Source organism: Rhizobium sp. G21 (assembly GCF_014158035.1).
Lineage (GTDB): Bacteria > Pseudomonadota > Alphaproteobacteria > Rhizobiales > Rhizobiaceae > Rhizobium_E.
In genome coordinates this window covers 515,463-538,787 of the sequence record NZ_JACFXW010000002.1, presented here as the reverse complement: position 1 = coordinate 538,787, position 23,325 = coordinate 515,463, and the positions used below count along the sequence as shown (strand labels likewise).

The following is a 23,325-nucleotide window of genomic DNA, read 5'->3' as shown; positions in this document are numbered from 1 at the left end:
AAAATATTTGAAGCCTAAAGGTTTTTAGCGCGAGCGCGTGAATGGCGTTTTGATGAGTAGCTTCAACGAGATGAAGTGAAGTGTTCGCACGCCGGCCCGCTCATCCAGCCGCCCGAACGATACTTGCATTTTCATATTTACTGACTTAGCGTCGGCGTCATCGGGCAGCTGCGGCGCTTGCAACCGGCCGCAGCGAGACCCTGGCAAAGAGGGAACAGATCATGTCAGCCACCATTCTCGCCGATGTCGCGAAAGCGCTTCTTTCCGGTTCCATCGAGGTCGTGGACCTCACCGCGCCGCTCGGTCCCAATACGCCGGTCCTCTATTTGCCGCCGCAGTTCGGCAAGAACACGCCGAGCGTCAAGGTGCACGAGATCTCGCAATACGACGAGAACGGCCCGTTCTGGGCCTGGAACTGGCTGGAGCTCGGCGAACACACCGGCACGCATTTCGACGCCCCCTCGCATTGGATCACCGGCAAGGACCTGCCGGGCAACACCACCGACACCATTCCGCCGCAGGCTTTCGTCGGTCCGGTCAACGTCATCGACCGCTCCAAGGAATCCGCGGAAAACCCGGATTACCTGCTGACGGTCGACAGTATCAAAGCCTGGGAAGCCGAGCATGGCGAGATCGAAGCCAACAGCTGGGTGGTGATGCGCACCGACTGGTACAAGCGGAACGGCTCGACCGAAACCTTCCTGAACGCCGACGAGAACGGCCCACATTCGCCGGGACCGACCGCCGAAGCGATCGAATATCTCGTGTCCAAGAACATCATGGGCTGGGGTCAGGAAACCATCGGCACCGACGCCGGCTCGGCCGGCGGCATGAACCCGCCTTTCCCCGCCCATAACCTCATGCACAAGGCCGGCCGCTACGGTCTCGCCAGCCTCTGCCATCTCGACAAACTGCCGGCGAAGGGCGCGATCCTGATCGCCGCACCGTTGAAATTCGTCAAGGGCACGGGGTCGCCGATCCGCGCGCTGGCGCTGATCAGCAAGTAAGCATCGAAAGCCGGCGGATATTTCCGCCGGCTTTTTCCGATGCGCGAGACAGAGGCATGAGGCAGGACGGACGCCATGAGCATCCATGACTATATCGTCGTCGGCAGCGGCATCAATGCGCTGATTGCAGCGGCGCTTCTCGGCAAGAGGGGCAAGAAGGTGCTCGTATTGGAGCGCAATGACCGCATCGGCGGCTGCCTGCGCACGGAAGAGATCACCGAGCCGGGTTTCCGCCATGACGTTATGGCGACGACCATGGTGCTGTTCCTGACTTCGCCCGCCTATGGCGCGCTCGGCAAGGATCTCGAAGCGCGCGGGCTCGAATTCGCTCATTCCCCTCTGCCCACCGGCGTCCTGATGCCGGATGGCCGCCATGCAATCCTGTCGATGGACCGCAAGCGCAACGTCTCAGCCTTCGACGCCTTCGCCGCTGGCGACGGACAAGCCTTTTCGCGCGAGATGGACAGACTCGGCGCCGATGCGCCTTTCCTATTTTCGCTTTTGGGCGGCTCGCTCTGGTCGGGCAGCGTGCTCAAAACCGTGCTGAAGGAAGCCTGGCGGCGCGGCCCGCGCGGCTTGGCGGCCTGGTTCGGCGAAGCGCTGGTCAGCGGCAGGTCGCATCTTGAGGCCACTTACCGCTCCGAGGAACTGCAGGCGCTCTTCGCCCCCTGGGTGCTGCATTGCGGCCTCAATCCGGAAAGCGCCTATTCCGGCGAAATGCTGAAGGTAATCGGCTTCGCCATCGAACTGGCCGGCTGCCCGATCGTCAAGGGTGGCGCGGACAATCTGCTCAAAGCGTTTGAAAGGTTGATCACGGACCAAGGCGGCGAGATCCGCACACATGCCGATGTCGATGTTGTCACAGAAGACGCAAGCGGCCGCGCGAACGGCGTCCGCCTCGCCAGCGGTGAAACGCTTCAGGCCAAGAGCGGCGTGATCGCCTCGGTGACGCCGACGCAACTTTACGATCGCCTGCTGAAAAGCTCGACGAAGCCACGGCCGGCGGACGTGGGCGAAGGGCTGAAGACCTTTCGCTACGGCAAGGGCAATATGCAGATCCATTACGCGCTGAAATCGCCGCCTCGCTGGAAAGCCGGCGGCGAACTCGGCCAGGTGGCGCTGCTGCATCTGACTCCGGGCCTCGACGGCGTGTCGCGCGCCGCCAATGAATGCGAGCGCGGTCTCCTGCCCGCCGTGCCGACCATCTGCGTCGGCCAGCCCGCCGCGCTCGATCCGAGCCGCGCGCCGGAGGGCAAGTCGATCCTCTGGCTGCAACTGCCGGAAACGCCGCGCCACATCAAGGGTGACGCCGCCGCAGAACTGCCGATCCCGGCCGACGGTCGCTGGACCGAAGAGCTGCGCGAACGTTTCGCCGATCGCGTCGAGCGCATTCTCGAAAGCCATATCGACGGATGGTCCGACAATGTGCTGGCGCGCCGCGCCTATGCGCCGAGCGATCTCGAAAGCATGAACATGAATCTCGTCGGCGGCGATCCCTATGGCGGCTTTTGCGGCGTCGACCAGTTTTTCCTCTGGCGTCCGTTCAAGTCCTCGGTTAACCACCGCACCCATGTTCCCGGGCTTTATCATATCGGCGCCTCGACGCATCCCGGGCCCGGCCTCGGCGGCGGCTCCGGCTTCCTCTTGGCCTCATCGCTGACATGAACAGGAAGGTTGCATGACGGATCGATTTTCTGGCGCCGTGTTCGGGCCGGTCGAGGGCCCGGAGAACAAGCGCCCGACCATGGGAGAAATCGGGCTCAACAACTTCGCGCCCTATCTCATGAACAGGGTGATCGCGCGCTGGAACGCCAATCTTGCAGACGACCTCAAGGCGCTCGACATCACAACCGCGAAGATGCGGGCGCTCGCCATCCTGTCGATCACGCCGTCGGTGACCATCAACGAATTGTCGGTCTTCGCCGTCACCGAACAATCGACCATGAGCCGCACTCTGGAATCGCTGGAGGAACAGGGTTTTATCCGCCGCCAGCCGCGCCCCGACGACATGCGAGTCCGCGACGTGACGATCACCGAGGAAGGCAGGGCTGCGTTCGAAAAGATCTGGCCGACCATGTATGACGACTTCCTCAAGATGTTTGAGGGCATCGAGGAAGAGGAGTACAAGACATTCATCGGCGTGCTGCACCGGATCCTGCGCAATATCCGTCAGAACGATATCTGACCGAACGCTCCGTCTGAAACGCAAAACGCCCCGCACCATTCAGGCGCAGGGCGTCAAGAGTTTGGCCCTATGCCGTTCAGGCGTAACGGGCCGCGTACCAGGCCTTGAACAGGGCATACTGGTTTTCGAGATGACGCTGCTGCGAGGCGCTGAGCTCGTCGGTCTCGTTGAAGTGCAGCGTGTACTCAGTGTCGCCGTTCAGCACCATCAGATATTTGTAGTGCAGGACGAGATCAGCGCCTTCGTCATAGGTCGAGAGCACCATCAGCGCTTCTTCGAGTTCGAGCGCTTCGCGGCGGGCGGCAGGATCGCCCTTGGCGGCCTTTTCGCAAAGCGACACGAGATGCAGCACTTCCTTGGGCAGCGCATTACCGATGCCGGTGATGGCGCCGCCGGCCCCGCAATTGACGAAGCCGTGATAGACGCCGGTGTCGACGCCGACCATCAGCGTCAGCGCGTCATCGCCCGAGGTGATGTTCTCGGCCGCATAAGTCATGTCCTTCTTGCCGCCGAATTCCTTGAAGCCGACGAGATTGGAGAACTTCGAACGCAGGTCGAAGAACAGGTCGGCGCGGGTGGCGAAGCCGTAATAGGGGCTGTTGTAGATAACCGCCGGCAGATCCTTGGCGGCCGAAAGAATGGCCGAGAAATGATCGCGCTGGGCCGAGACCGAGGTTCCGCGCGACAGAACGCGGGGAATGACCATGAGGCCCTTGGCGCCGACCTTGGCGGCATGCGCGGCATGGCTGACGGCGGACTTGGTGTTGATGGCGCCCGTGCCGACGATGACCGGCACGCCGGCTTCGACGAGGCGACGCACGCCTTCCTGGCGCTCTTCATCGGTGAGAAGCGGCCAGTCGCCCATCGAGCCGCAATAGACGACGGCGGACATGCCGGCAGCGATAAGCTCTTTGCCCTTTCGGACCAGTTGATCGAAGTTCGGCGTCCGGTCCGGATTGCAAGGGGTCATGAGCGCGGGCATGCAGCCGCTGAATACGTTCGCCGTCATTAGGGTCTCCTGCGTGTGGGCAGCACTGCCTCGATCAATCTGATGAAACTGATATATCAGATCTCGATATACGTGTCCATTGAATTTGTTCGATCGAAAAACGACTTCGTGACGCCCTGATTTTATATCCTTATCTTACCGCGCAGTTGATATTTCAGAAGACCGTGAACAGTCGCCGCACAATCAAAAACCGGCCTTCCCTTTGCAAGGAAGGCCGGAAAGCGTCGGCAAAGCCGACGGCAGGGAAATCGTCAGCGTCAAGCGGAGGAAGTTGTACGCTGCGACGCGACCGAAATGGAAAGCCTTAGAGGCTCGCCACGGTCTTGAGCGCACCGTCCAGCGCGATGCCACCCTCATCGAGCAGCGCCGCCTGCTTGAGACGACGCAGCCAGTCGGCGCCGTCTTCGCGATTGCGCAGCATCGGCAGGGCAGAGAGGACTCGGTCAAATTTCGACAGGCCGCGCGAATGGGTGTCGGAATAGCCCTTCACCAAACGACGCGTGGCGAGAACTTCCGCTGCGAGATCGTAATTCACCGGCAACAGATCCGTCGCCGCTTTCAACCAGGCGTTCATATGCTCCATTTCGCGGGCATGCCGCAACGTGCCGCGACGGCGCGAGCGCAGCGCCGACACCATATAGAGGCTCAAGAACCAGAAGAGCGTCGCCGTCTTTACCCGGCGCCCTTTGTTGATCCGGCGGTCGAGGAAGGCAAACAGGCCCGGCCGGTTCTCGACCCACAGCCCGAAGCCCTTCGGCAGTGTGCCGCAGACCTCTTCCATGCGCGGATGCATATATTCCGTCATATAGACGATCTGGTCGTCCTTGGCCCCGACTTCCTTCCGCACCCGCTCGAAACGCGACTGACGAACCTTCAGATCGGCCACGCGGATCACGTCGTCATAGGCCATGGCGACCGCGACATATTTCGCCGCCTGCTGGGAGAAGGCGAAGTCCTTGTCCGCGCCGCCCTGTGCCCGGTCTAGCGCGAAGAGCGCCGCGACCCGGTCGAGATATTCACCCGCATAGGCGGGATCCTGGAAATCGGTCAGCTTCTTGACGCCGGCGTAGAGCATGGCGTGCAGAACTTCCGGGAAGTCCGAGCGGATGCGCGCCACAAGACGATCGAGATCCGCATGACCGGCCGAGGCCGGCAGCGGATCGAGGCGCTTGACCGGCTTGGCGGAGACGGGATCCCGCGGCTTGTCGCGGGCGCGGTCGAAGGCGGCGGCGAAGGCTTTCAGCGAGGGTTCGATGCCCTTGCCGCCGGCGCGGATCGTCGCCTCGAAGGCTTCGCGCGGAAACGGCAAGGCGCCGGAGCCGGCCAGCGCGCCGAACATCGAGGCGGAAATGACGCTGCCATTGCGCACGGCGAGCGTTTCCATGTCGAAGGCGATGGTGCGGCGCGCGGCGAAATCGGTCGCCTCGACCACGGTCTCGGGATTGCCGATCCCGTCGCCCGGCGTCTGCTTTTCGGCGACCGCGAAGGAGCGATGGGTGGAGGCGATCAGCGTGGTCTTATCCGGCGTCACCAGACCGCGCAGCACCGAGCGCCCGGCCTCCATCAGCTCGGCGGCCATGACGACGTCGACATCGCCCGGCGTCGGCATCAGCGAGAAGATCGGCGCGCGGCCGTCCCGCTCCGGCAGCATTTCGATATAATAGATCGTCGCGCCGGTGCGCTGGGCGACACCCGGCACGGAGGTGGTCTGGGCCATCCAGCCCTGCGCCTCGGCCATGCTGACGATCCAGTCGGCCAGCACGCCGCCGCCCTGCCCGCCCATGGCGAGCACGGCGATGGCGAGCGGTTTGTCGGTGGCGAGGCGCTCAGTGCGGAGGGCGTCGATGGACACATGTTCGTTCATGACGCTCTCCTCAATCTGCGAAGCTGACGCGGCCCGCGGCGCGGCGGGCCTGCAGCCAGCCGATCACCTTGGCGCGGACGGACGCCGCAAAACGGTCCCAGCGGGTGGGATTGTGGATGATGTCAGCGCGATAGAATGACGGACAGAGAACCGCCGCCTCCGACACTTCGCCGCAATTGCCGCAACCGACGCAATTGTTGTCGATCGCCGCGACCGGATCGTCCTTGAGCGGATCGTCGGTATGCTTGACCGAGAGCGACGGACAGCCGGACAGACGGATGCAGGCGTGATCGCCTGTGCACACATCTTCGTCGACGCCGAACCGCTCCTTGACCATGCGCTTGCCTTCTTTCACCGCCTTGGCGAAGAGCGGCTTGATGCGGCGCTGCTTGTTGAGCATGCATTCGGAGGAGGCGACGATGATCTTCGGCCCCTCCTCCTTGGTGGTCAGCGCTTCCTTCAGCGTGTCGCGCATCTTGGTCACGTCATAGGTGCGGTCGATCTGGCGCACCCAGGTGGCGCCGATGCCCTGGACCGCGTCGACGATGGAATTCTTGGTCTTGCGGCGCGGATTGTCGGCGCGCGAGGAGAGAATGTCCTGACCACCGGTGGCGGCGGAGTAGAAATTGTCGACGACGAGGATGACGCCGTCCTGCTTGTTGAACACCGCATTGCCGACCGAAGTCGCGAGACCATTGTGCCAGAAGCCGCCATCGCCCATCACCGAGATGACCCGTTTGTCGGCCTTGACGTTGAAGGCGGAGGCTGCGGCCGGCGACAGGCCGTAGCCCATCGTGGTCGCGCCGATATTGAAGGGCGGCAGGATCGAGAAGAGATGACAGCCGATGTCGCCGGAGACGTGATGCTGGCCGAGCTCCTGCTCGACCATTTTCATCGCCGCGAAAATCGGCCGCTCGGGACAGCCGATGCAAAAGCCCGGCGGCCGGGGCGGTACGACTTCGGCCAGAGCTTTGACGCGCGGATCGGCCAGCACCGGGGTCGGATCGGGGATCGGCGGCTGATTGCCAAGCAGATTGCGCTGATAGGTTTCGATGAAGGTCTTCAGCCCCTTGACCAGCACCGGCGCGGTGTATTCTCCGCCCATCGGCAGCACGTCCTTACCCGAAATACGAGTCTGGATGTCGCGGCGGCGCAGGAGCGTGTTGAGCGCTTGCTCGATATATTCCGGCGCGCCCTCCTCCACCATCAGCACGGCCTTCTTGCCGACGCAGAAATCGACGATCTCTTCATCGACCAGCGGATAGGAGACGTTCATCACGTAAAGCGGCACCGAGGATTCGCCATAGACATCGGCGAGGCCGAGTTGCTGCAGCGCCCTGAGCACGCCGTTGTAAAGACCGCCCTGCAGGATGATGCCGATCTCGCCATCGGCGGGACCGAAATATTCGTTGAGCTTCCGTTCGCGGATGAAATTGACCGCCGCGGGCCAACGTCGCTCGAGCTTTTCCTTCTCATGCAGGAAGGAGGCCGGCGGCAGCACGATGCGGCTGACATCGCGGATCGGCTGCTCCAGCGCCTGGCGGAGCGTAAATTCCGGGCTCTTGTTGTCCTTGGCGACGAATTGCCCATGCACGTGGCAGCTGCGGATGCCGACCTGCAACATCACGGGCGTATTGGACGCTTCCGAAAGCTCGAAACCCTGTTCGACCATGGCGACGATGGAGGGCAGATTGGGACGCGGCGTCAGCAGCCAGAGCTGCGACTTCATCGCAAAGGCGTGGCTGCGCTCCTGCATGATCGAGGAGCCCTCGCCGTAATCCTCGCCGATGATGATCATCGCCCCGCCGGTCACGCCGCCGGAGGACAGGTTGGACAGCGCGTCGGAGGCGACATTGGTGCCGGCGGTGGATTTCCACGTCACCGCGCCGCGCACCGGATACATCACCGAAGCCGACAGCATCGCAGCGGCGGCGGCTTCGGACGCGGAGGTTTCGAAATGAACGCCCAGCTCGTCCATCACATCCTTGGCGTCGGCCAGCACGTCCATAAGATGCGAGATTGGCGAGCCCTGATAGCCGCCGACATAGGAGACGCCGGATTGCAACAGCGCCTTGGTGATGGCCAGGATCCCCTCGCCGCGGAAGATTTCGCCTTCGCCCAGCTTGAGGTCTTCGACCTCGCTGGCAAATGATCGTTCGGCCATTGTCCGTTCCCCTAGCCTCGTTTCGAGGTCGTCAGAATAATATATGCAAAATCATGTTTCTGATTTCAGGGGTTTGTCAAGCGGGAAAAGCGGCGGCTTCTTATCCCTCTTTCTACGGCAATCGGACGGTAAATTCGGCTTGAGCTCCTCATATGCAAATGAATATAAATGACTTTTTCGCCTCCCGAACGGCGAAAGACGCGACCGCCGAAAAATCCGCTTGCCAAGCGTCCGAAATTAATTTTAAGATTAAAACATTCCGAGCAAATAATGCCTGCCGTCGGGTGGTTGGATCCGGCGGAACACTGGGGAACAACGGAGCCAATCATGACTGAACTGACACGTCGCCAGACACTGGGTCTGGGCGCAGCCGCATTCCTGTCCAGCGTTCTGGCCGGCAAAGTGCCCGTCCAGGCGGCCGAAGCCGGCACGCTGACCATCGCCTTCAACGTCAACCTGCCGTCCTTCGATCCGACGGTCGGCCCCTCCGCCGTCAATCCGACGATCCAGGCGATTTATCGCTCTGTGTTCGACCAATATGTCGGGCAGGCGCCGGACCTGAAATTCCAGCCCGGCCTGTTGACCGCCTGGGGCTGGAACGACGACAAGACCAAGCTCTGGATGGACGTCCGCGAAGGCGTCACCTGGCATGACGGCTCGCCCTTCACGCCCGAGGACATCGTCTGGTCGCTCGAACGCGCCGCCAATGAGAAGACCGGCAACCCGATCCAGTTCATTTGGTCGACCGCCGGCAATTACAAGATCGAAGGCAACAAGATCACCGCCGACGTGCTGCGCTTCGAACCCACCTTCTTCATGTGGATGGCTTTCCTGACCGGCTATGTCCTGCCGAAGGCTTATTACGAAAAGGTCGGCGCGGAAGGTTTCGAGAAGAAGCCTGTCGGCACCGGCCCCTATATGGTCGACGCTTACGAAGGCAACGCCTTCCTGCGTCTCAAGGCCAACCCGACCTATTGGGGCGGCAAGCCGGCTTTCGAGACGGTGATCTTCAAATTCACGCCCGACAGCACCAGCCGCGTCGCCGAAATCGAATCCGGCTCGTCCGACATCACGCTGGAAATTCCCTATGAAGATTTCGATCGTCTGAAGGACAAGGAAGGCCTCGCCGGCGTCGCGACCCCGATCTCCGACATCGGCATGATCTTCCTCAACAATATCGAGGCGATGAACGACAAGAACGTCCGTCTCGCCGCCCATCACGCCATCGACAAGGCTGCGATCGTGAAGCGCCTGCTGCGCGGCTACGGCGTGCCGATCGATACGCTCGAAGCGCCGGAATATTCGGCCTACGACGCCTCGATCAAAGTTCCCTATGATCCTGAACTCGCCAAGAAGCTGCTGGCGGATTCCGGCTATTCCACCGACAAGCCGGTCAAGTTCAAGATTCAAAGCACCCGCGGCCTGAAGCCGAAGGATTACGAGATGGTTCAGGCCATCGTCGGCATGTGGCGCAAGGTCGGCATCGAGGCCGAGATCGAAGTCTACGAAATCGCCAAGCATTACGAGCTTCGCGCCGCCGACCAACTCGCCCCCGCCGCTTTCTACAACTGGGGCAATGCGATCGGCGATCCGACCACCTCGACCGGCTTCGCCATGTTTGGCCCCTCGCCGCATTCGGTCTGGAACACCGACGATCTCGACGGCATGATCGGACCGCTCTGGGGCGAAAAGGACGAAGCCAAGCGCATCGCCGGCTGGAAGGCCGTCAGCAAATACATCGCCGAACAGGGCTATGTGATCCCGCTGCTGCAATACGCCCAGCCGGTGGTCTACAAATCCTCGCTGAAGGTCACGCCGAATGTTTCGGGCGCGCTTCAGCCGGTTCTGGTGTCCAAGGCCTGATTTGAAAAGGTCCGGGCGGGTTCTCGCCCGGACCTTTTAACCGCTGTTTGGCTCTCGCGCGTCGTATGCCGGCCGCGCGTCGAGCCGTCGCGCCCGAGGCTCTATATTCCATGCCGCTGCTCGTCCTGTCGGTTTTCAACCGCGTCCTCCTTGCCGCCGTCACCTTGTTGGGCGTCGCCGTGGTGGTGTTCGTTCTTCTCCGCGTCGTTCCCGGCGATCCCATCGCCATGATGATTTCTCCCGGCGCAACGCCCGAACAGATCGCGCAACTGCGCGCCAATTACGGTCTCGACGGCTCCATCTTCAGCCAGTTCATGATCTGGCTGAAGGCGACTGTAACGGGCGATTTCGGAACGTCGATCTCGCTCCGCCGCAATGTGCTGGACTTGCTCGGCGAACGCTTGCCGGCCACGCTGGAGCTGGCCGCGGCCGCGCTCGTCTTCGCCGTCATCCTCGGCGGCGCGGTAGCGATCACCGGCGCGCTCGTCCGCCGCACCCTTCTCGAGCCGGTCGTCGACACCGTCAACGGCACCGTGCTAGCCGTGCCGGATTTCATCTGGGCGCTGGCGCTGATCCTGATCTTCGGCGTCTTTTATCCGGTCTTCCCGCTATCGGGCCGCATGGATCCGAGCGTCGAGACCCATTTCGTCACCCATTTCTATCTGCTCGAAAGCCTGCTGACGCTCAACTTTCCGGCGTTGCTCGATATCTCAGCGCATATGATCATGCCGGTTCTGGCGCTCGGACTTCCGCTTGCGGCGATCATCGCGCGGGTGCTCAAGGAAGCGCTGCTGGAAGCCATGGTGCAGGACTACATCCTGCTTGCCCGGCTCAAGGGCAAATCGACGCTGCGACTGATCCTGCAAGAGGCGCTGCGCAACGCGGTCGGCCCGACGATCGCGCTGACCGGCGTACAGTTCACCTTTCTCATCGGCGGCACCGTCATCGTCGAACGCATCTTCGCGTATCCCGGCATCGGCAACATGGCCATCGACGCGGTGATCAATCGCGACCTGCCGCTGATACAAGGACTTGTTTTGACTTTCGGCGCGCTGTTCATTCTCATCAATCTTTGCGTCGACCTCTTGGTGGCGGCCTTCAATCCGAGGCTCGCTCATGGCTAAGTCGCTCCGCGCCCTCTTCAAGGAGCCGAAGATCCTCTTCGGTGGCGGCTTCATCCTCCTCTTGATCGTGCTCGCGCTGTTCGCGCCCTGGATCGCGCCGAAGGACCCGTTGGAACAGGATCTGATGCTCGGAACCCTGCCGCCGGCCGGCATGGACGGCGCGGAGCCCGGCTATTGGCTCGGCACCGACGATCTCGGCCGGGATGTACTCTCCCGCGTCATCCATGGCGCCCGCATCGCTTTGCTTGTCGCCTTTGTCGCCGCCGGACTCGCCGCCCTACTCGGCTCGCTGCTCGGTCTCTTGGCCGGCTGGTATCGCGGCTGGGTGGATCTGGTCATTTCGCGGCTGGTCGATATCTGGATGGCGTTTCCGCCGGTGCTCCTGTCGATCCTGCTGGTCGCCGTGCTCGGCTCGGGCGTGCATTCTGTCATCGCCGCCATCGTCATCATCGACTGGACGCGCTTCTGTCGCGTCGTCCGCGCCGAAACGCTGGCGCAGGCGCAACTCGATTATGTCACGGCGGCGCGCACGATCGGCTTCTCCAAGCTGCATATTCTGCTCAAGGAGATCCTGCCCAATGTCGCGCCTGTGATCGTCGCGTTGATCAGCCTGGAAATGGGCATCGCGGTGATCGTCGAGGCGATCCTGTCCTTCGTCGGCCTGTCGGTGTCGTCGGATACGCCGACCTGGGGCGCGATGATCGCGCAGGGTCGCACCATCATCTATCAGGGCTGGTGGGTGCTGCTCGCCCCGCTCGTGATGCTGTTTCTCACCGTGCTCGCCTTCAATCAACTCGGCGACGGCCTGCGCCGCGCCCTCGACCCGATGATGCGCCGATGACCGATCCGCTTCTCTCCATCGCCGGCCTGTCGGCCATATCCGAGCGCGAAAACGGCGCGCCCATTCTCCGCGACGTCTCGCTCACCCTCGCGCGCGGCGAAGTGCGCGGCCTCGTGGGCGAGAGCGGCGCCGGCAAATCCACCATCGCCAAGGCGCTGCTCGGCATCCTGCCGCGCACCGTCAGGATCACCGGCGGCGCCATCCGCTTCGAAGGCCGCGATCTCCTCACGCTGCCGGCGCAGGAACTCCGCAAGATCATGGGCAGCGAAATCTCGCTGATCCCGCAGGACCCGCAAACGGCCCTCAATCCCGGCCGGCGCATCGAGGCGCAGCTGACCGATGGGCTCCGGATGCGGCGCGGTCTTTCGAGCCGCGAGGCGCATGACCGCGCAGCGAAACTTCTGGAGGAAGTGCATATCCGCGACCCCGAGCGCGTGCTGCGCAGCTATCCGCATGAACTCTCAGGCGGCATGCGCCAGCGCGTTCTCATCGCCGACGCCTTCGCGCTCGAACCCAAGCTGGTGATCGCCGACGAGCCGACCACGGCGCTCGATGTGACCGTGCAGAAGCAGATCCTCCGCCTGATCCGGTCGATGCAGCAGGCCCATGGCACCGGCGTGATCTTCGTGACCCACGATCTCGGCGTCGTCGCCCAGATCTGCGACAGCGTCACGTTGCTTTACGCCGGAAAAGTCATCGAGCAAGGATCGCCCGCCGATGTGCTCACGGCTCCCCGCCACATCTACACCCAGGCGCTGATTGCCGCAGGTCCCCGCTACGACCGGCCCGACGCCGGGCTGGAGCCCGTGCCGCAAAGCGTGTTCGAGCAACTCCGCGCCGAGATCGGGATCAGCCGATGACCGAAAATCTGCTAGTCGCCCGAGGAATCGAAGTCACCTATGGAGCAGGTCGCGGCCTGTTGCGTAACCCGGGCCATAGGGTGCTGCACGGCGTCGACGTCACCGTGGGACGCGGCGAGACCGTCGGCATCGTCGGCGAATCCGGCTCCGGCAAAACCACATTGGGGCGCGCCCTCCTTCGGCTCGTGGATGTCTCCGCTGGCGAGATCCGCTTCGACGGCGCGGACATCACCCATCTGCCGGACCAGCAGATGCGGCCGCTCCGCCGGCGCATGCAGATGATCTTCCAGGACCCGATGGCCTCCCTCAATCCGCGCCATTCGATCCGTCGCATTCTCGTCGAACCGTTGCTGCTTCATGGGCTGGCGCGAGACGGCAGACAGGCGGAGAGCCTGGTCCTCGATATCCTCGACCGCGTCACGCTGCCCAAGATCGTGCTGGAGCGCAGCCCGCATGAATTGTCGGGCGGCCAGCGCCAGCGCATCGGCATCGCCCGCGCAGCCCTGCTGCGCCCGGATTTCGTGCTGGCCGATGAGATCGTCTCCGGCCTCGACGTCTCCACCCAGGCGCAAGTCCTCAATCTCCTGAAAGACCTGTCGCGCGATCTCGGGCTCGCCATGGCCTTCATCAGCCATGACCTGTCGGTGATCCGCGCAGTCTGCGACCGGGTCTATGTGATGCGCTTCGGCAAGGTGGTCGAAGAAGGTCCTTGCGAGCAGGTCTTCTCCGCGCCGCGCACGGCCTATACCCGCGCCCTTCTCGACGCCATTCCGCTGCCGGAAATCGATCCCGACTGGCTCCTGCGCGAGAGCCTGGTCGAAGACGCCTGACCACCCGGCCGCGCCCGGCGGCCGTCGCATACACGCATGCCAAGTTACGTCACGCCGGAGACGCGGGCTCCGGCGAAGGGCGAAGCCATGCCCGCGATCAGAGGGGAATGAACATGAAGATCAGCATTTTCAGCGCAACGATACTATCCTTGCTCGGGGCAACGGCGGCGCAGGCCGATATGATCCCCGGCATGCGCGGCCATGACCATACCGGCGTGACCGTGCCCAATCTCGAACAGGCCGTGGGCTTCTTCTCTGACGTCATCGGCTGCAAGAAGGCCATGTCGTTCGGCCCTATCGGCGACGACAAGGGCAAGTTCATGGAGGACGCGCTCGGCGTCGATCCGAAGGCGGTGATCAAGCAGATCACCCTGATGCGCTGCGGCTTCGGCTCGAATATCGAACTGTTCGAATACGCCGCGCCCGACCAGAAGGAAATCAAGCAGAAGAACAGCGATATCGGCGCCTTCCACATCGCCTTCTATGTCGATGACGTCGCCGCTGTGAAAACCTATCTCGACTCCAAGGGTGTGGCGACACGCCGCCTCGGCCCGATCCCGATCTCGGAAGGACCCGCGGCCGGCCAGACCATCCTCTACTTCCAGGCGCCTTGGGGCCTGCAGTTCGAGGCGATCAGCTATCCCAACGGCATGGCTTATGAAAAGACCGTGGAAACCAAGCTCTGGGACCCCAAGAAACCAGCCGAATAATCTCGGCGCGCTGTTTTTCCGCGCCCATGCGCTTTCCGCTCGCGGATGATCGCGAGCGGCTTTTCAGTTCGAACCGCCTAGATAGTTTAATGTTAAAATATCTGGACAGGACGCTGTGGCCGCATTGACAGGAGCATCCGACCAACTTATTTTAATCTTAAAATATCAGTGCGATTGATCTCGATCGAGAAGAGGGAACCGATATGCGGCTCGTATGTATTGGCGGCGGCCCCGCCGGGCTCTATTTCAGCCTGCTGATGAAGAAGTTCGACCCGACGCATTCCATCACCGTCGTCGAACGCAATCGCCCTTACGACACTTTCGGCTGGGGCGTCGTTTTCTCCGACGCCACCATGCAGGCGATGAAGGTCTGGGATCCGGAGAGCGCCGCCGAAATCCAGGACGCCTTCAATCACTGGGATGACATCGAAGTCCTGTTCAAGGGCACGCGCCAGCGCACCACCGGCCACGGCTTCGTCGGCATCGGCCGCAAGAAGCTGCTCAACATCCTGCAACGCCGGTGCGAAGCGCTCGGCGTCGAGTTGAAGTTCGAGACCGAAGTCGACAGCGATCTCGATTTTCCGGACGCCGATCTAATCATCGCCTCCGACGGCTTCAATTCCAAGGTCCGCAATCACTATCCCGAGGTTTTCCAGCCGGATCTCGTCACGCGGCCGAACCGCTATATCTGGCTCGGCACCAACAAGCTCTACGACGCCTTCACCTTCGACTTCCGCAAAACGGATCATGGCTGGTTCCAGGCGCATATCTACAAGTTCGACGACCAGACCTCGACCTTCATCGTCGAGACGACCGAGGAAGCCTATGAGAAGCATGGGCTCGGCGCGCTCGACCAGCAGGGCTCGATAGACTTCTGCGAAAACCTGTTCTCCGAGGTGCTCGAAGGCGCCAAGCTGATGACCAATGCCCGCCATATGCGCGGCTCGGCCTGGCTGAACTTCAATCGCCTGATTTGCGGCAAGTGGAGCCATTTCAACGGCAATTCGCATGTCGTGCTGATGGGCGACGCCGCCCACACCGCGCATTTCGCCATCGGCTCGGGCACCAAGCTCGCCATCGACGACGCCATCGAACTCACCAACCAGTTCAACAAGGCCGGTCACGACAAGTCCAGGATCCCCGCCGTTTTGGCGAGCTATGAAGAAATCCGCCGCGTCGATGTCGCCCGCATCCAGAATGCGGCGCGCAACGCCATGGAATGGTTCGAAGTCGTCGGCCGCCGCTACGCCGATACGCTGGAGCCGGAACAGTTCATGTATTCGATGCTGACGCGCTCGCAGCGCATCAGCCATGAGAACCTGCGTCTCCGCGACAAGAATTGGCTCGAAGGCTATGAACGTTGGTTCGCCCGCAAGGCGGGCCTCCCGGCCGCGGCCAACGACCGTTGCCTGCCGCCGATGTTCACACCCTTCACGATGCGGAACGTGACGCTGCCCAACCGCGTGGTGATGTCGCCGATGGCGATGTATTCCGCCAAGGACGGTCTGATCAACGATTTCCATCTCGTTCATCTCGGCTCGCGCGCCATGGGCGGCGCAGGCCTCGTCTTCGGCGAAATGACCTGCGTGTCGCCGGATGGCCGCATCACCCCCGGCTGCCTCGGCCTCTGGAAAGAGGAGCAGGCGGAAGGCTGGAAACGGCTGGTGGAATTCGTGCATTTCAACACACCCGCCAAGGTCGGCATCCAGCTCGGCCATGCCGGCCGCAAAGGCGCGACCAAACTCGCCTGGGACGGCATCGACCAGCCGCTCGAAGAGGGTTCATGGCCGCTACTGTCCGCCTCCGCCATCCCCTATCTCAAGCATAGCCAGACGCCGAAAGCGATGGATCGCGCCGATCTCGACCGGGTGCTGCAGGACCATGTCCGCGCCGCCGAATTGGCCGTGACCACCGGCACCGACTGGCTCGAACTTCACTGCGCGCATGGCTATCTCCTGTCGAGCTTCCTCTCGCCGCTCACCAATCGCCGCGAGGACGAGTATGGCGGCGATCACGCCGCCCGCGCCCGCTATCCGCTGGAAGTCTTCAAGGCCATCCGCGAAGTCTGGCCGGAGGACAAGCCGATCTCCGTGCGTCTCTCCTGCCATGACTGGTTCGACGGCGGCAACACGCCCGAGGACGCCGCGATCTTTGCCGCGATGTTCAAGGAGGCCGGCGCCGATATGATCGACTGCTCGTCGGGTCAGGTGTGGAAGGAAGAAAAGCCCGTTTACGGCCGCCTGTTCCAGACACCCTTCTCCGACAAGATCCGCAACGAAGTCGGCATCCCCACCATCGCCGTGGGCGCGATTTCGGAAGCCGACCACGCCAATTCGATCATCGCCGCCGGTCGCGCCGATCTCTGCGCGGTCGCTCGCCCGCATCTCGCAGATCCCGCCTGGGCGCTGCATGAAGCCGCCAAGATCGGCCTAACATCCATCTCTTGGCCAAAGCAGTATTACTCCAGCAAGGCGCAATACGAGTCCAATCTCGTCCGCGCCCAGCAGACCGCCGGCGGAGCGAAGTAAGCGATGTCGCCTCCGCTTCAAGGACGTCACGCTTTGGTCACCGGCGCCGGCAGCGGCATCGGCGCGGCCATCGCCCGCAGTCTCGTGCAAGCCGGCGCGAAGGTGACGTTGGCTGGCCGTCGCCGGGAGCCGCTCAAGGCCTTGGCGCGCGAACTGCCCGAGGGCGCTTGCCTCGTCCTGCCCGGCTTCGACGTGACCGATACGGCGGCGATCGCTGCGGGTCTTGAGACGGCCCGCGCCGCCTTCGGGCCGATGAGCATTCTCGTCAACAATGCCGGCGAGGCGCCGAGCGCGCCGTTCGAGAAGACCTCGCTCGACATGTGGACGCATGTGCTGTCTGTCGATCTCACCGGCGTCTTCAATGTCACGCAGGCTGCGCTCGCCGATCTCAAGGCGTTCGGCAAGGGCGCCCGCATCGTCAATGTCGCCTCGACGGCGGGGCTCACCGGTTACGCCTATGTCTCGGCCTATTGCGCGGCGAAACACGGCGTGGTGGGCCTGACGCGATCTCTGGCGCTGGAGCTCGCCAAGAAGGGCGTGACTGTCAACGCCGTCTGCCCCGGATTTACCGATACGCCGATCATCGCCCGCTCGATCGCCGAGATCGTCGCCAAGACCGGCAGGACGGAAGAACAGGCGCTGGCCGAATTCACCAAATCCAATCCGCAGGGACGGCTGGTCAAGCCGGAAGAAGTGGCGGACGCGGTTCTATGGCTCGCGTCGCCGGGCGCGGATGCAATCACAGGCCAGGCGATCGCCATCGCCGGTGGGGAGGTCATGACCGGATGAGCGACGATATTGCGAGCATGAGCGGCCATCTCCGCCCCTTCCGTGACTATAAACCCAAACATTTCCTCTGGTCCGTCGAAGGCGACGGGCGGGTGGCGACGCTGACGCTGAACCGGCCGGACAAGAAGAACCCTCTGACCTTCGAAAGCTATGCGGAACTGCGTGATCTCTTCCGCGATCTCGCCTACGCCTCCGATGTCCGGACGATCGTTCTCAAGGGCGCAGGTGGCAATTTCTCCTCCGGCGGCGACGTGTTCGAAATCATCGAGCCGCTGACCCGAATGAAGATGCCGGACCTTCTGGCCTTCACCCGCATGACCGGCGATCTCGTCAAGGCGATGAAGAAGTGCCCGCAGCAGATCGTCGCCGCCATCGACGGCATCTGCGCCGGCGCGGGCGCCATCCTCGCCATGGCGTCGGACCTCCGGCTTGCGACGCCTGAAGCCAAGACCGCATTTCTCTTCACACGGGTTGGTCTCGCCGGCGCTGATATGGGCGCCTGCGGCATCCTTCCGCGCATCATCGGGCAGGGACGCGCCGCAGAACTGCTCTACACCGGCCGCTTCATGAGCGCCGAGGAAGGCGAACGCTGGGGCTTCTTCAATCGGCTGCATGCCGCCGAAGATCTGGATCAAGCAGCAGCAGATCTCGCCCGCTCGATCGCGGATGGCCCCTGGTTCGCCCATGGCGTCACCAAGACCATGCTGAACCAGGAATGGGCGATGGGCATCGATGAAATGATCGAATCCGAGGCCCAGGCGCAGGCGATCTGCATGGCCACTGGCGATTTCCGCCGCGCCTTTGAAGCCTTCGCCGCCAAACGCAAGCCTGTCTTCGAGGGCAACTGATGTCGACGCTTACAGGCCCCACCCGCGACCATCTCGACTGGCCATTTTTCGGTCCACAACATCGCGCCGTCGCTGAACGGCTGGATGCATTCGCCGCAAGCGGCGCGCTCGCTTCAGTCGATCACCACGACACCGATAACGCCTGCCGTAATCTCGTCAAACGCTTGGGGGAAGCAGGACTTCTCGGCCTCGCCACCGGCGATGCCGGAAACGCCGCCATCGACTCTCGCTCGGTATGCCTCGCGCGCGAAACGCTGGCCTGGCATGACGGACTGGCCGATTTCGCCTTCGCCATGCAGGGCCTGGGCACCGGAGCAATCGGCCTTTCCGGCTCCGACGAGCTGAAGGCCGCCGTGCTGCCGAAGGTCACCTCCGGTGAATGGATCTCCGCTTTCGCGCTGTCGGAAAAGGAAGCCGGCTCAGATGTCGCCGCCATGGCCTGCGCCGGGCGCGAGGATGGCGACAGCTATGTGCTCGACGGCGAAAAGACCTGGATTTCCAATGGCGGAATCGCCGATGTCTACACCGTCTTCGCCCGCACCGGCGAAGCGCCGGGAACGCGTGGCATCTCGGCTTTCGTGGTCTTCGCCGATGATCCCGGCTTTTCGATTATCGAGCGTATCGACGTGATCGCGCCGCATCCGCTCGCCACCATCCGCTTCGACGGCTGCCGCATTCCGGCCTCGCGCCGGCTCGGCGCTCCGGGTGAAGGCTTCAAGATCGCCATGCGCACGCTCGACATTTTCCGCGCATCGGTTGCGGCCGCCGCGATCGGTTTTGCGCGCCGGGCGCTGGATGAGGCGCTGGCGCATGCCAAGAGCCGCAAGATGTTCGGCGCGACACTCAGTGATCTGCAACTGACCCAGGCTGCGCTCGGCGACATGGCGACCGGCATCGATGCCGCCGCGCTGCTGACCTATCGCGCCGCCTGGCGCCGTGATGTGCAGAAGCTGCCGACCACCAAGGAGGCGGCCATGGCCAAGATGACGGCAACCGAGACCGCGCAAAGCGTAATCGACCGCGCCGTGCAGCTGTTCGGCGGCCGGGGCGTCCGCACAGGCGAGATCGTCGAAAGCCTCTACCGGGAAATCCGCGCGCTCCGGATCTATGAAGGCGCGACTGAAGTGCAGAAGCTGATCGTGGCGCGCGAATTGATGAAGGCGGGCTGAAGCGATGTTCCATTGCACAACGCCGCTGCGTTTCGGCGACTGCGACCCCAGCGGCATCGCCTATTACCCGTCTTATCTGCGCCTGCTGGACGGCGCCATCGAAGAGTTCTTCGCCTCGCTCGGCGCGCCGCGTCGGCCGATGATCGAAGATCTGAGGATGGGCACGCCGACTGTGAGCCTCAACCTGACCTTCAAGCGGCCGGGCTTTCACGGCGACCTGCTGGACTTCGCCATCAAAGTCGTCGCCATCGGCCGCACCTCGCTCGATCTCGACCACACGGTTTCAACACGCGGCGACGTCCTGTTCACGGCCAGCCACCGGCTGGTCGCCACGTCCCTCGACACCCATTCTTCCTGCCCGTGGCCGGACAACCTCCGCGCCGCGCTGACCCATCATCTGGAGACCGACCATGCACACGATCCTGCAACCTGAAGGCTGGGCCAAGCCCATCGGCTACGCCAACGGCGTCGAGGCGCGCGGACGCATGATCTTCATTGGCGGACAGATCGGCTGGAACGGACAGAACCAGTTCGAAACCGACGATTTCGTCGGTCAGGTGCGCCAGACGCTGGAAAATGTCGTGGCCGTGCTGGCCGAAGCCGGCGCCGAACCCAAGCATATCACCTCGATGACCTGGTACTTCACCGACAAGCAGGAATATCTCAGCAATCTCAAGGGCATCGGCCAGGCCTATCGCGACACGATCGGCCGGCATTACCCGGCCATGGCCGCCATGCAGGTCGTGGCATTGGTCGAAGATCGCGCCAAGATCGAGATCCAGGCGACCGCCGTTATTCCGGACGCCTGATCATGACGAGCGCGGCGGCAAACCCGATGAGGGTCTATTCGAACTGCGTCAGCGGCGCGGCGCAGGACGGCGTGCTGGTGGCAACCATCGACAATCCGCCCGTCAACGCCGCTTCGCTTGCGATGCGCCAGGGACTTGCCGCGGCCATTGCCGACGCTCAAAATGACCCTGAAATCAAGGCTGTCGTTTTGACAGGCGCCGGACGCATCTTCGTGGGCGGCGCCGACATCACCGAATTCGACAAGCCGCCGATAGCGCCCATTCTGCCCGACATCTGCCGGTTGCTCGAAAATTCATCGAAGCCGGTCATTGCTGCATTGAACGGGGCAGCGCTCGGCGGCGGGCTGGAGATTGCACTCGCCTGCCACTATCGCATCGCCGCGCCCACCGCCTCTGTCGCCTTCCCCGAAGTCAAGCTCGGCCTCATCCCCGGCGCGGGCGGCACCCAGCGCCTGCCGCGATTGACGGGAACAGCGGTCGCCATCGACCTGATCGGCTCCGGCCGAAGCGTCAAGGCGGAAGAGGCGCTGTCGCTCGGCGTCATCGACGAGATCGCCGCCGATCCTGTCGCCCGCGCGATTGAACTGGCGTCGGAGGCAGCTGGAGATCGTTTCCGCAAGACCGGGGAGCTCGCTGTTCCCCCTATTCCGAGGACGAAATCGCAGTTGCAAAGCGCAAAGCCCTGTCCAAGGCGAAGGGCCAGATCGCCCCGGGAGAAGCGGTGACGCTGATCGAGAGCGCAGGTCGGACTCCGCTTGTGGACGGCCTCGCCCACGAGCGCGCCGCCTTCCTGAAGCTCAAACAATCGCCGCAATCCGCAGCCCTGCGGCACGTCTTCTTCGCCGAACGGGAAGCCGGCAAGATTCCCGGACTCGCAGGCGTGGTTCCGCGCAAAATCGAGATATTGGGCGTGGTCGGCGCCGGGCTGATGGGATCAGGCATTGCCGTTGCCGCGCTTGATGCAGGCTTTCGCGTTACCGTGGTCGAACAGACCGACGACGCCGCCGACAAGGGCCGGCTTCGGATCACCGGCCTTCTCGATAAGGCGTTGGCAAGCGGCCGCACCGATGCGGCGACGCATGCGGAGCGGGTTTCCCGCCTCACCGTCGCCAGCGAGCTTGCCGCCCTCGCCGACGCCGATCTGGTGATCGAGGCTGTCTTCGACGATCTCGACGTCAAAATCGATCTCTTCCGGCGGCTCGATGAAGTGGTGCGCGACGACGCCATCCTCGCCACCAACACCTCTTATCTCGATCCCGACGTCATCGCCGCGGCTACAAAGCGGCCGGAGCGCATGCTGGGTCTGCACTTCTTTTCGCCAGCGCATATCATGCGGCTGGTTGAGGTGGTGCAGTGCGCAAAATCAGCCCCCGAGATCGTCGCCACCGGCTTCGCCGTCGCCAAGGCGATGCGGAAACTGCCTATCTATTCCGGCGTGACCGAAGGCTTCATCGGCAACCGGATCTTCTCGGCCTATCGCCGCGAAGCCGAATATCTGGTGGAAGACGGGGCAGAGCCGCAGGACGTCGACAGCGCCATCGAAGCTTTCGGAATGGCGATGGGACCTTTCGCCATATCCGATCTCGCCGGCCTTGAAATCGCCTGGGCGCGGCGCAAGCGGCAGGCGGCGACGCGTGATCCCAACGAGCGCTATGTCGAAATCGCCGACAGGCTCTGCGAAGCCGGACGCTTTGGCCAGAAGAACGGGTTGGGCTGGTACAAATATGTCGACGGCAAACGCGTGGTGGATGCCGATGTAACGGCGCTCATCTCCGAACTTCGCGCCTCGAAGAACATCGTTCCACAGGTCTTTTCACAAGACGACATCCTTGGTCGGCTGTTGAAAGCCATGGCGGACGAAGGCCAGCGGCTGCTGGACGCCGGGGTGGCGCTCCGGGCAAGCGACATCGATCTGGTGCTCATCAACGGCTATGGATTTCCTGCCCATAAAGGCGGCCCGATGTATCTGGCGCGCAGCTGATGCAGCTGTGCCGAAAGCGATCTCAGGTCGCCAGCGCATCCTTCAGCGTCATCGCCGCGACCTCGCGCAGATCGAGATCCGCTTCGATATGATCGATGTGATGCAGCATCAGATCGCAGGCGCGGTCCGCATCGCAACGCTCCATGGCGTCCAGCAGATCGCGATGTTCACTATGGCCGCAGCGGGACACGCCGGTGCGCCCGTAAAGCGCGATCACCAGCGACGAACGGGCGACCAGTTCGTCCATGAATTTTTCGAGAATGGCGTTGCCGGAATGCCGGGCGATCTTGAGATGGAAATCGCCTGACGCCTTGATTTCCGCCCGCCGCGCCGCAGGCCCGCGTTCATTCATGAACCGCTCTTCGAGCGTCAGGTGATCGCGGAGATCCTCGATATCGGCTTTTGAAATCCGCACGGTTGCCGCGCGCACGATGCCCGGCTCGATGAGCCGGCGGGTGTCGAACACCTGGCGAGCTTCCTCCGGCGTCGGATTGGAGACGAAAGCGCCACGATTGCGCTCGATCCGCACCAGCCCTTCGTAAGCCAGCATTTGCAAAGCCGAGCGCACCACGGTGCGACTGACATCGAACAGCGCCCCGACCTCGGCTTCCGCCAGCTTCGAGCCCGGCCCGAGGCGGCGGTCGATGATCGCATCGCGCAGGCTGTCGCGGATCGACTGGGCGCGATCTTCCTGGTTCTGGTCGAGCATAAGGTTTTTATCGATGAGATTCATGTCGCTTCTTC

The 23,325-nt window shown here is 63.0% G+C and carries 21 protein-coding genes; 17 read left to right on the top strand and 4 right to left on the bottom strand.

The window, feature by feature from the left end:
• Positions 1 to 221: 221 nt before the first annotated feature.
• The 3 genes from H2O14_RS23760 to H2O14_RS23750 all read left to right on the top strand — a co-directional run bounded on the left by H2O14_RS23760 (position 222) and on the right by H2O14_RS23750 (position 3,192).
• Positions 222 to 1,007, top strand: a complete 786-nt coding sequence (locus tag H2O14_RS23760; RefSeq protein ID WP_182829829.1) for a cyclase family protein — start codon at positions 222 to 224, stop codon at positions 1,005 to 1,007.
• Between the two features lie 75 nt (positions 1,008 to 1,082).
• Entirely contained in the window at positions 1,083 to 2,672 is a 1,590-nt protein-coding gene (locus H2O14_RS23755; protein WP_182829828.1) for a phytoene desaturase family protein, read from the top strand.
• 13 nt (positions 2,673 to 2,685) lie between these two features.
• Positions 2,686 to 3,192, top strand: a complete 507-nt coding sequence (locus H2O14_RS23750) for a MarR family winged helix-turn-helix transcriptional regulator (RefSeq protein ID WP_182829827.1) — start codon at positions 2,686 to 2,688, stop codon at positions 3,190 to 3,192.
• A gap of 76 nt (positions 3,193 to 3,268) precedes the next feature.
• On the opposite strand, the gene H2O14_RS23745 is transcribed toward H2O14_RS23750, so the two are convergent.
• The 3 genes from H2O14_RS23745 to H2O14_RS23735 all read right to left on the bottom strand — a co-directional run bounded on the left by H2O14_RS23745 (position 3,269) and on the right by H2O14_RS23735 (position 8,229).
• Positions 3,269 to 4,201 (bottom strand): dihydrodipicolinate synthase family protein, encoded by a 933-nt coding sequence (locus H2O14_RS23745; RefSeq protein ID WP_182829826.1) that lies wholly within the window; start codon positions 4,199 to 4,201, stop codon positions 3,269 to 3,271.
• 304 nt (positions 4,202 to 4,505) lie between these two features.
• The gene (locus H2O14_RS23740; RefSeq protein ID WP_182829825.1) at positions 4,506 to 6,065 is read right to left on the bottom strand and encodes an indolepyruvate oxidoreductase subunit beta family protein; all 1,560 of its coding nucleotides are present in this window, start codon (positions 6,063 to 6,065) and stop codon (positions 4,506 to 4,508) included.
• A 10-nt stretch (positions 6,066 to 6,075) separates the two neighbouring features.
• On the bottom strand, positions 6,076 to 8,229 hold the full coding sequence (locus tag H2O14_RS23735; protein ID WP_182829824.1) for an indolepyruvate ferredoxin oxidoreductase subunit alpha: 2,154 nt from the start codon (positions 8,227 to 8,229) through the stop codon (positions 6,076 to 6,078).
• A gap of 327 nt (positions 8,230 to 8,556) precedes the next feature.
• Here H2O14_RS23735 and H2O14_RS23730 point away from each other — a divergent pair, with 327 nt between their 5' ends.
• The 14 genes from H2O14_RS23730 (at position 8,557) to H2O14_RS28045 (ending at position 22,581) form a co-directional block, all read left to right on the top strand.
• Complete coding sequence (locus H2O14_RS23730; protein WP_182829823.1) at positions 8,557 to 10,092, top strand: ABC transporter substrate-binding protein; 1,536 nt, start codon at positions 8,557 to 8,559, stop codon at positions 10,090 to 10,092.
• Positions 10,093 to 10,202: 110 nt separating this feature from the next.
• The gene (locus H2O14_RS23725) at positions 10,203 to 11,216 is read left to right on the top strand and encodes an ABC transporter permease (RefSeq protein WP_182829822.1); all 1,014 of its coding nucleotides are present in this window, start codon (positions 10,203 to 10,205) and stop codon (positions 11,214 to 11,216) included.
• A complete protein-coding gene (locus H2O14_RS23720) occupies positions 11,209 to 12,057 on the top strand; it encodes an ABC transporter permease (protein WP_182829821.1) in 849 nt (282 codons plus the stop codon). Before H2O14_RS23725 ends, H2O14_RS23720 begins: the two co-directional genes overlap by 8 nt.
• Positions 12,054 to 12,917 carry an ABC transporter ATP-binding protein gene (locus H2O14_RS23715; RefSeq protein ID WP_182829820.1) on the top strand — a complete coding sequence of 288 codons (864 nt, stop codon included), beginning with the start codon at positions 12,054 to 12,056 and terminating at the stop codon, positions 12,915 to 12,917. The genes H2O14_RS23720 and H2O14_RS23715 overlap by 4 nt, the downstream gene beginning before the upstream one ends.
• Positions 12,914 to 13,747 (top strand): ATP-binding cassette domain-containing protein, encoded by an 834-nt coding sequence (locus H2O14_RS23710; protein ID WP_182829819.1) that lies wholly within the window; start codon positions 12,914 to 12,916, stop codon positions 13,745 to 13,747. Before H2O14_RS23715 ends, H2O14_RS23710 begins: the two co-directional genes overlap by 4 nt.
• 113 nt (positions 13,748 to 13,860) lie before the next feature.
• Positions 13,861 to 14,457, top strand: coding sequence for a VOC family protein (locus tag H2O14_RS23705; protein ID WP_182829818.1), 597 nt, complete (start codon positions 13,861 to 13,863; stop codon positions 14,455 to 14,457).
• A 203-nt stretch (positions 14,458 to 14,660) separates the two neighbouring features.
• Positions 14,661 to 16,985, top strand: a complete 2,325-nt coding sequence (locus H2O14_RS23700) for a bifunctional salicylyl-CoA 5-hydroxylase/oxidoreductase (protein WP_182829817.1) — start codon at positions 14,661 to 14,663, stop codon at positions 16,983 to 16,985.
• 3 nt (positions 16,986 to 16,988) lie between these two features.
• The gene (locus tag H2O14_RS23695; RefSeq protein WP_182829816.1) at positions 16,989 to 17,774 is read left to right on the top strand and encodes an SDR family NAD(P)-dependent oxidoreductase; all 786 of its coding nucleotides are present in this window, start codon (positions 16,989 to 16,991) and stop codon (positions 17,772 to 17,774) included.
• Positions 17,771 to 18,622, top strand: a complete 852-nt coding sequence (locus H2O14_RS23690) for an enoyl-CoA hydratase family protein (protein WP_182829815.1) — start codon at positions 17,771 to 17,773, stop codon at positions 18,620 to 18,622. The genes H2O14_RS23695 and H2O14_RS23690 overlap by 4 nt, the downstream gene beginning before the upstream one ends.
• On the top strand, positions 18,622 to 19,791 hold the full coding sequence (locus H2O14_RS23685; RefSeq protein WP_182829814.1) for an acyl-CoA dehydrogenase family protein: 1,170 nt from the start codon (positions 18,622 to 18,624) through the stop codon (positions 19,789 to 19,791). Before H2O14_RS23690 ends, H2O14_RS23685 begins: the two co-directional genes overlap by 1 nt.
• A gap of 4 nt (positions 19,792 to 19,795) precedes the next feature.
• The gene (locus H2O14_RS23680; RefSeq protein WP_182829813.1) at positions 19,796 to 20,224 is read left to right on the top strand and encodes a thioesterase family protein; all 429 of its coding nucleotides are present in this window, start codon (positions 19,796 to 19,798) and stop codon (positions 20,222 to 20,224) included.
• Positions 20,202 to 20,600, top strand: a complete 399-nt coding sequence (locus H2O14_RS23675; RefSeq protein ID WP_182829812.1) for a RidA family protein — start codon at positions 20,202 to 20,204, stop codon at positions 20,598 to 20,600. Before H2O14_RS23680 ends, H2O14_RS23675 begins: the two co-directional genes overlap by 23 nt.
• 2 nt (positions 20,601 to 20,602) lie before the next feature.
• On the top strand, positions 20,603 to 21,325 hold the full coding sequence (locus H2O14_RS28050) for an enoyl-CoA hydratase/isomerase family protein (RefSeq protein WP_246697741.1): 723 nt from the start codon (positions 20,603 to 20,605) through the stop codon (positions 21,323 to 21,325).
• Complete coding sequence (locus tag H2O14_RS28045; protein WP_312858707.1) at positions 21,322 to 22,581, top strand: 3-hydroxyacyl-CoA dehydrogenase family protein; 1,260 nt, start codon at positions 21,322 to 21,324, stop codon at positions 22,579 to 22,581. Before H2O14_RS28050 ends, H2O14_RS28045 begins: the two co-directional genes overlap by 4 nt.
• A 22-nt stretch (positions 22,582 to 22,603) precedes the next feature.
• On the opposite strand, the gene H2O14_RS23665 is transcribed toward H2O14_RS28045, so the two are convergent.
• Positions 22,604 to 23,314: a GntR family transcriptional regulator gene (locus H2O14_RS23665; protein ID WP_182829811.1), complete on the bottom strand. Its 711-nt coding sequence runs from the start codon at positions 23,312 to 23,314 to the stop codon at positions 22,604 to 22,606.
• Positions 23,315 to 23,325: the final 11 nt, after the last annotated feature.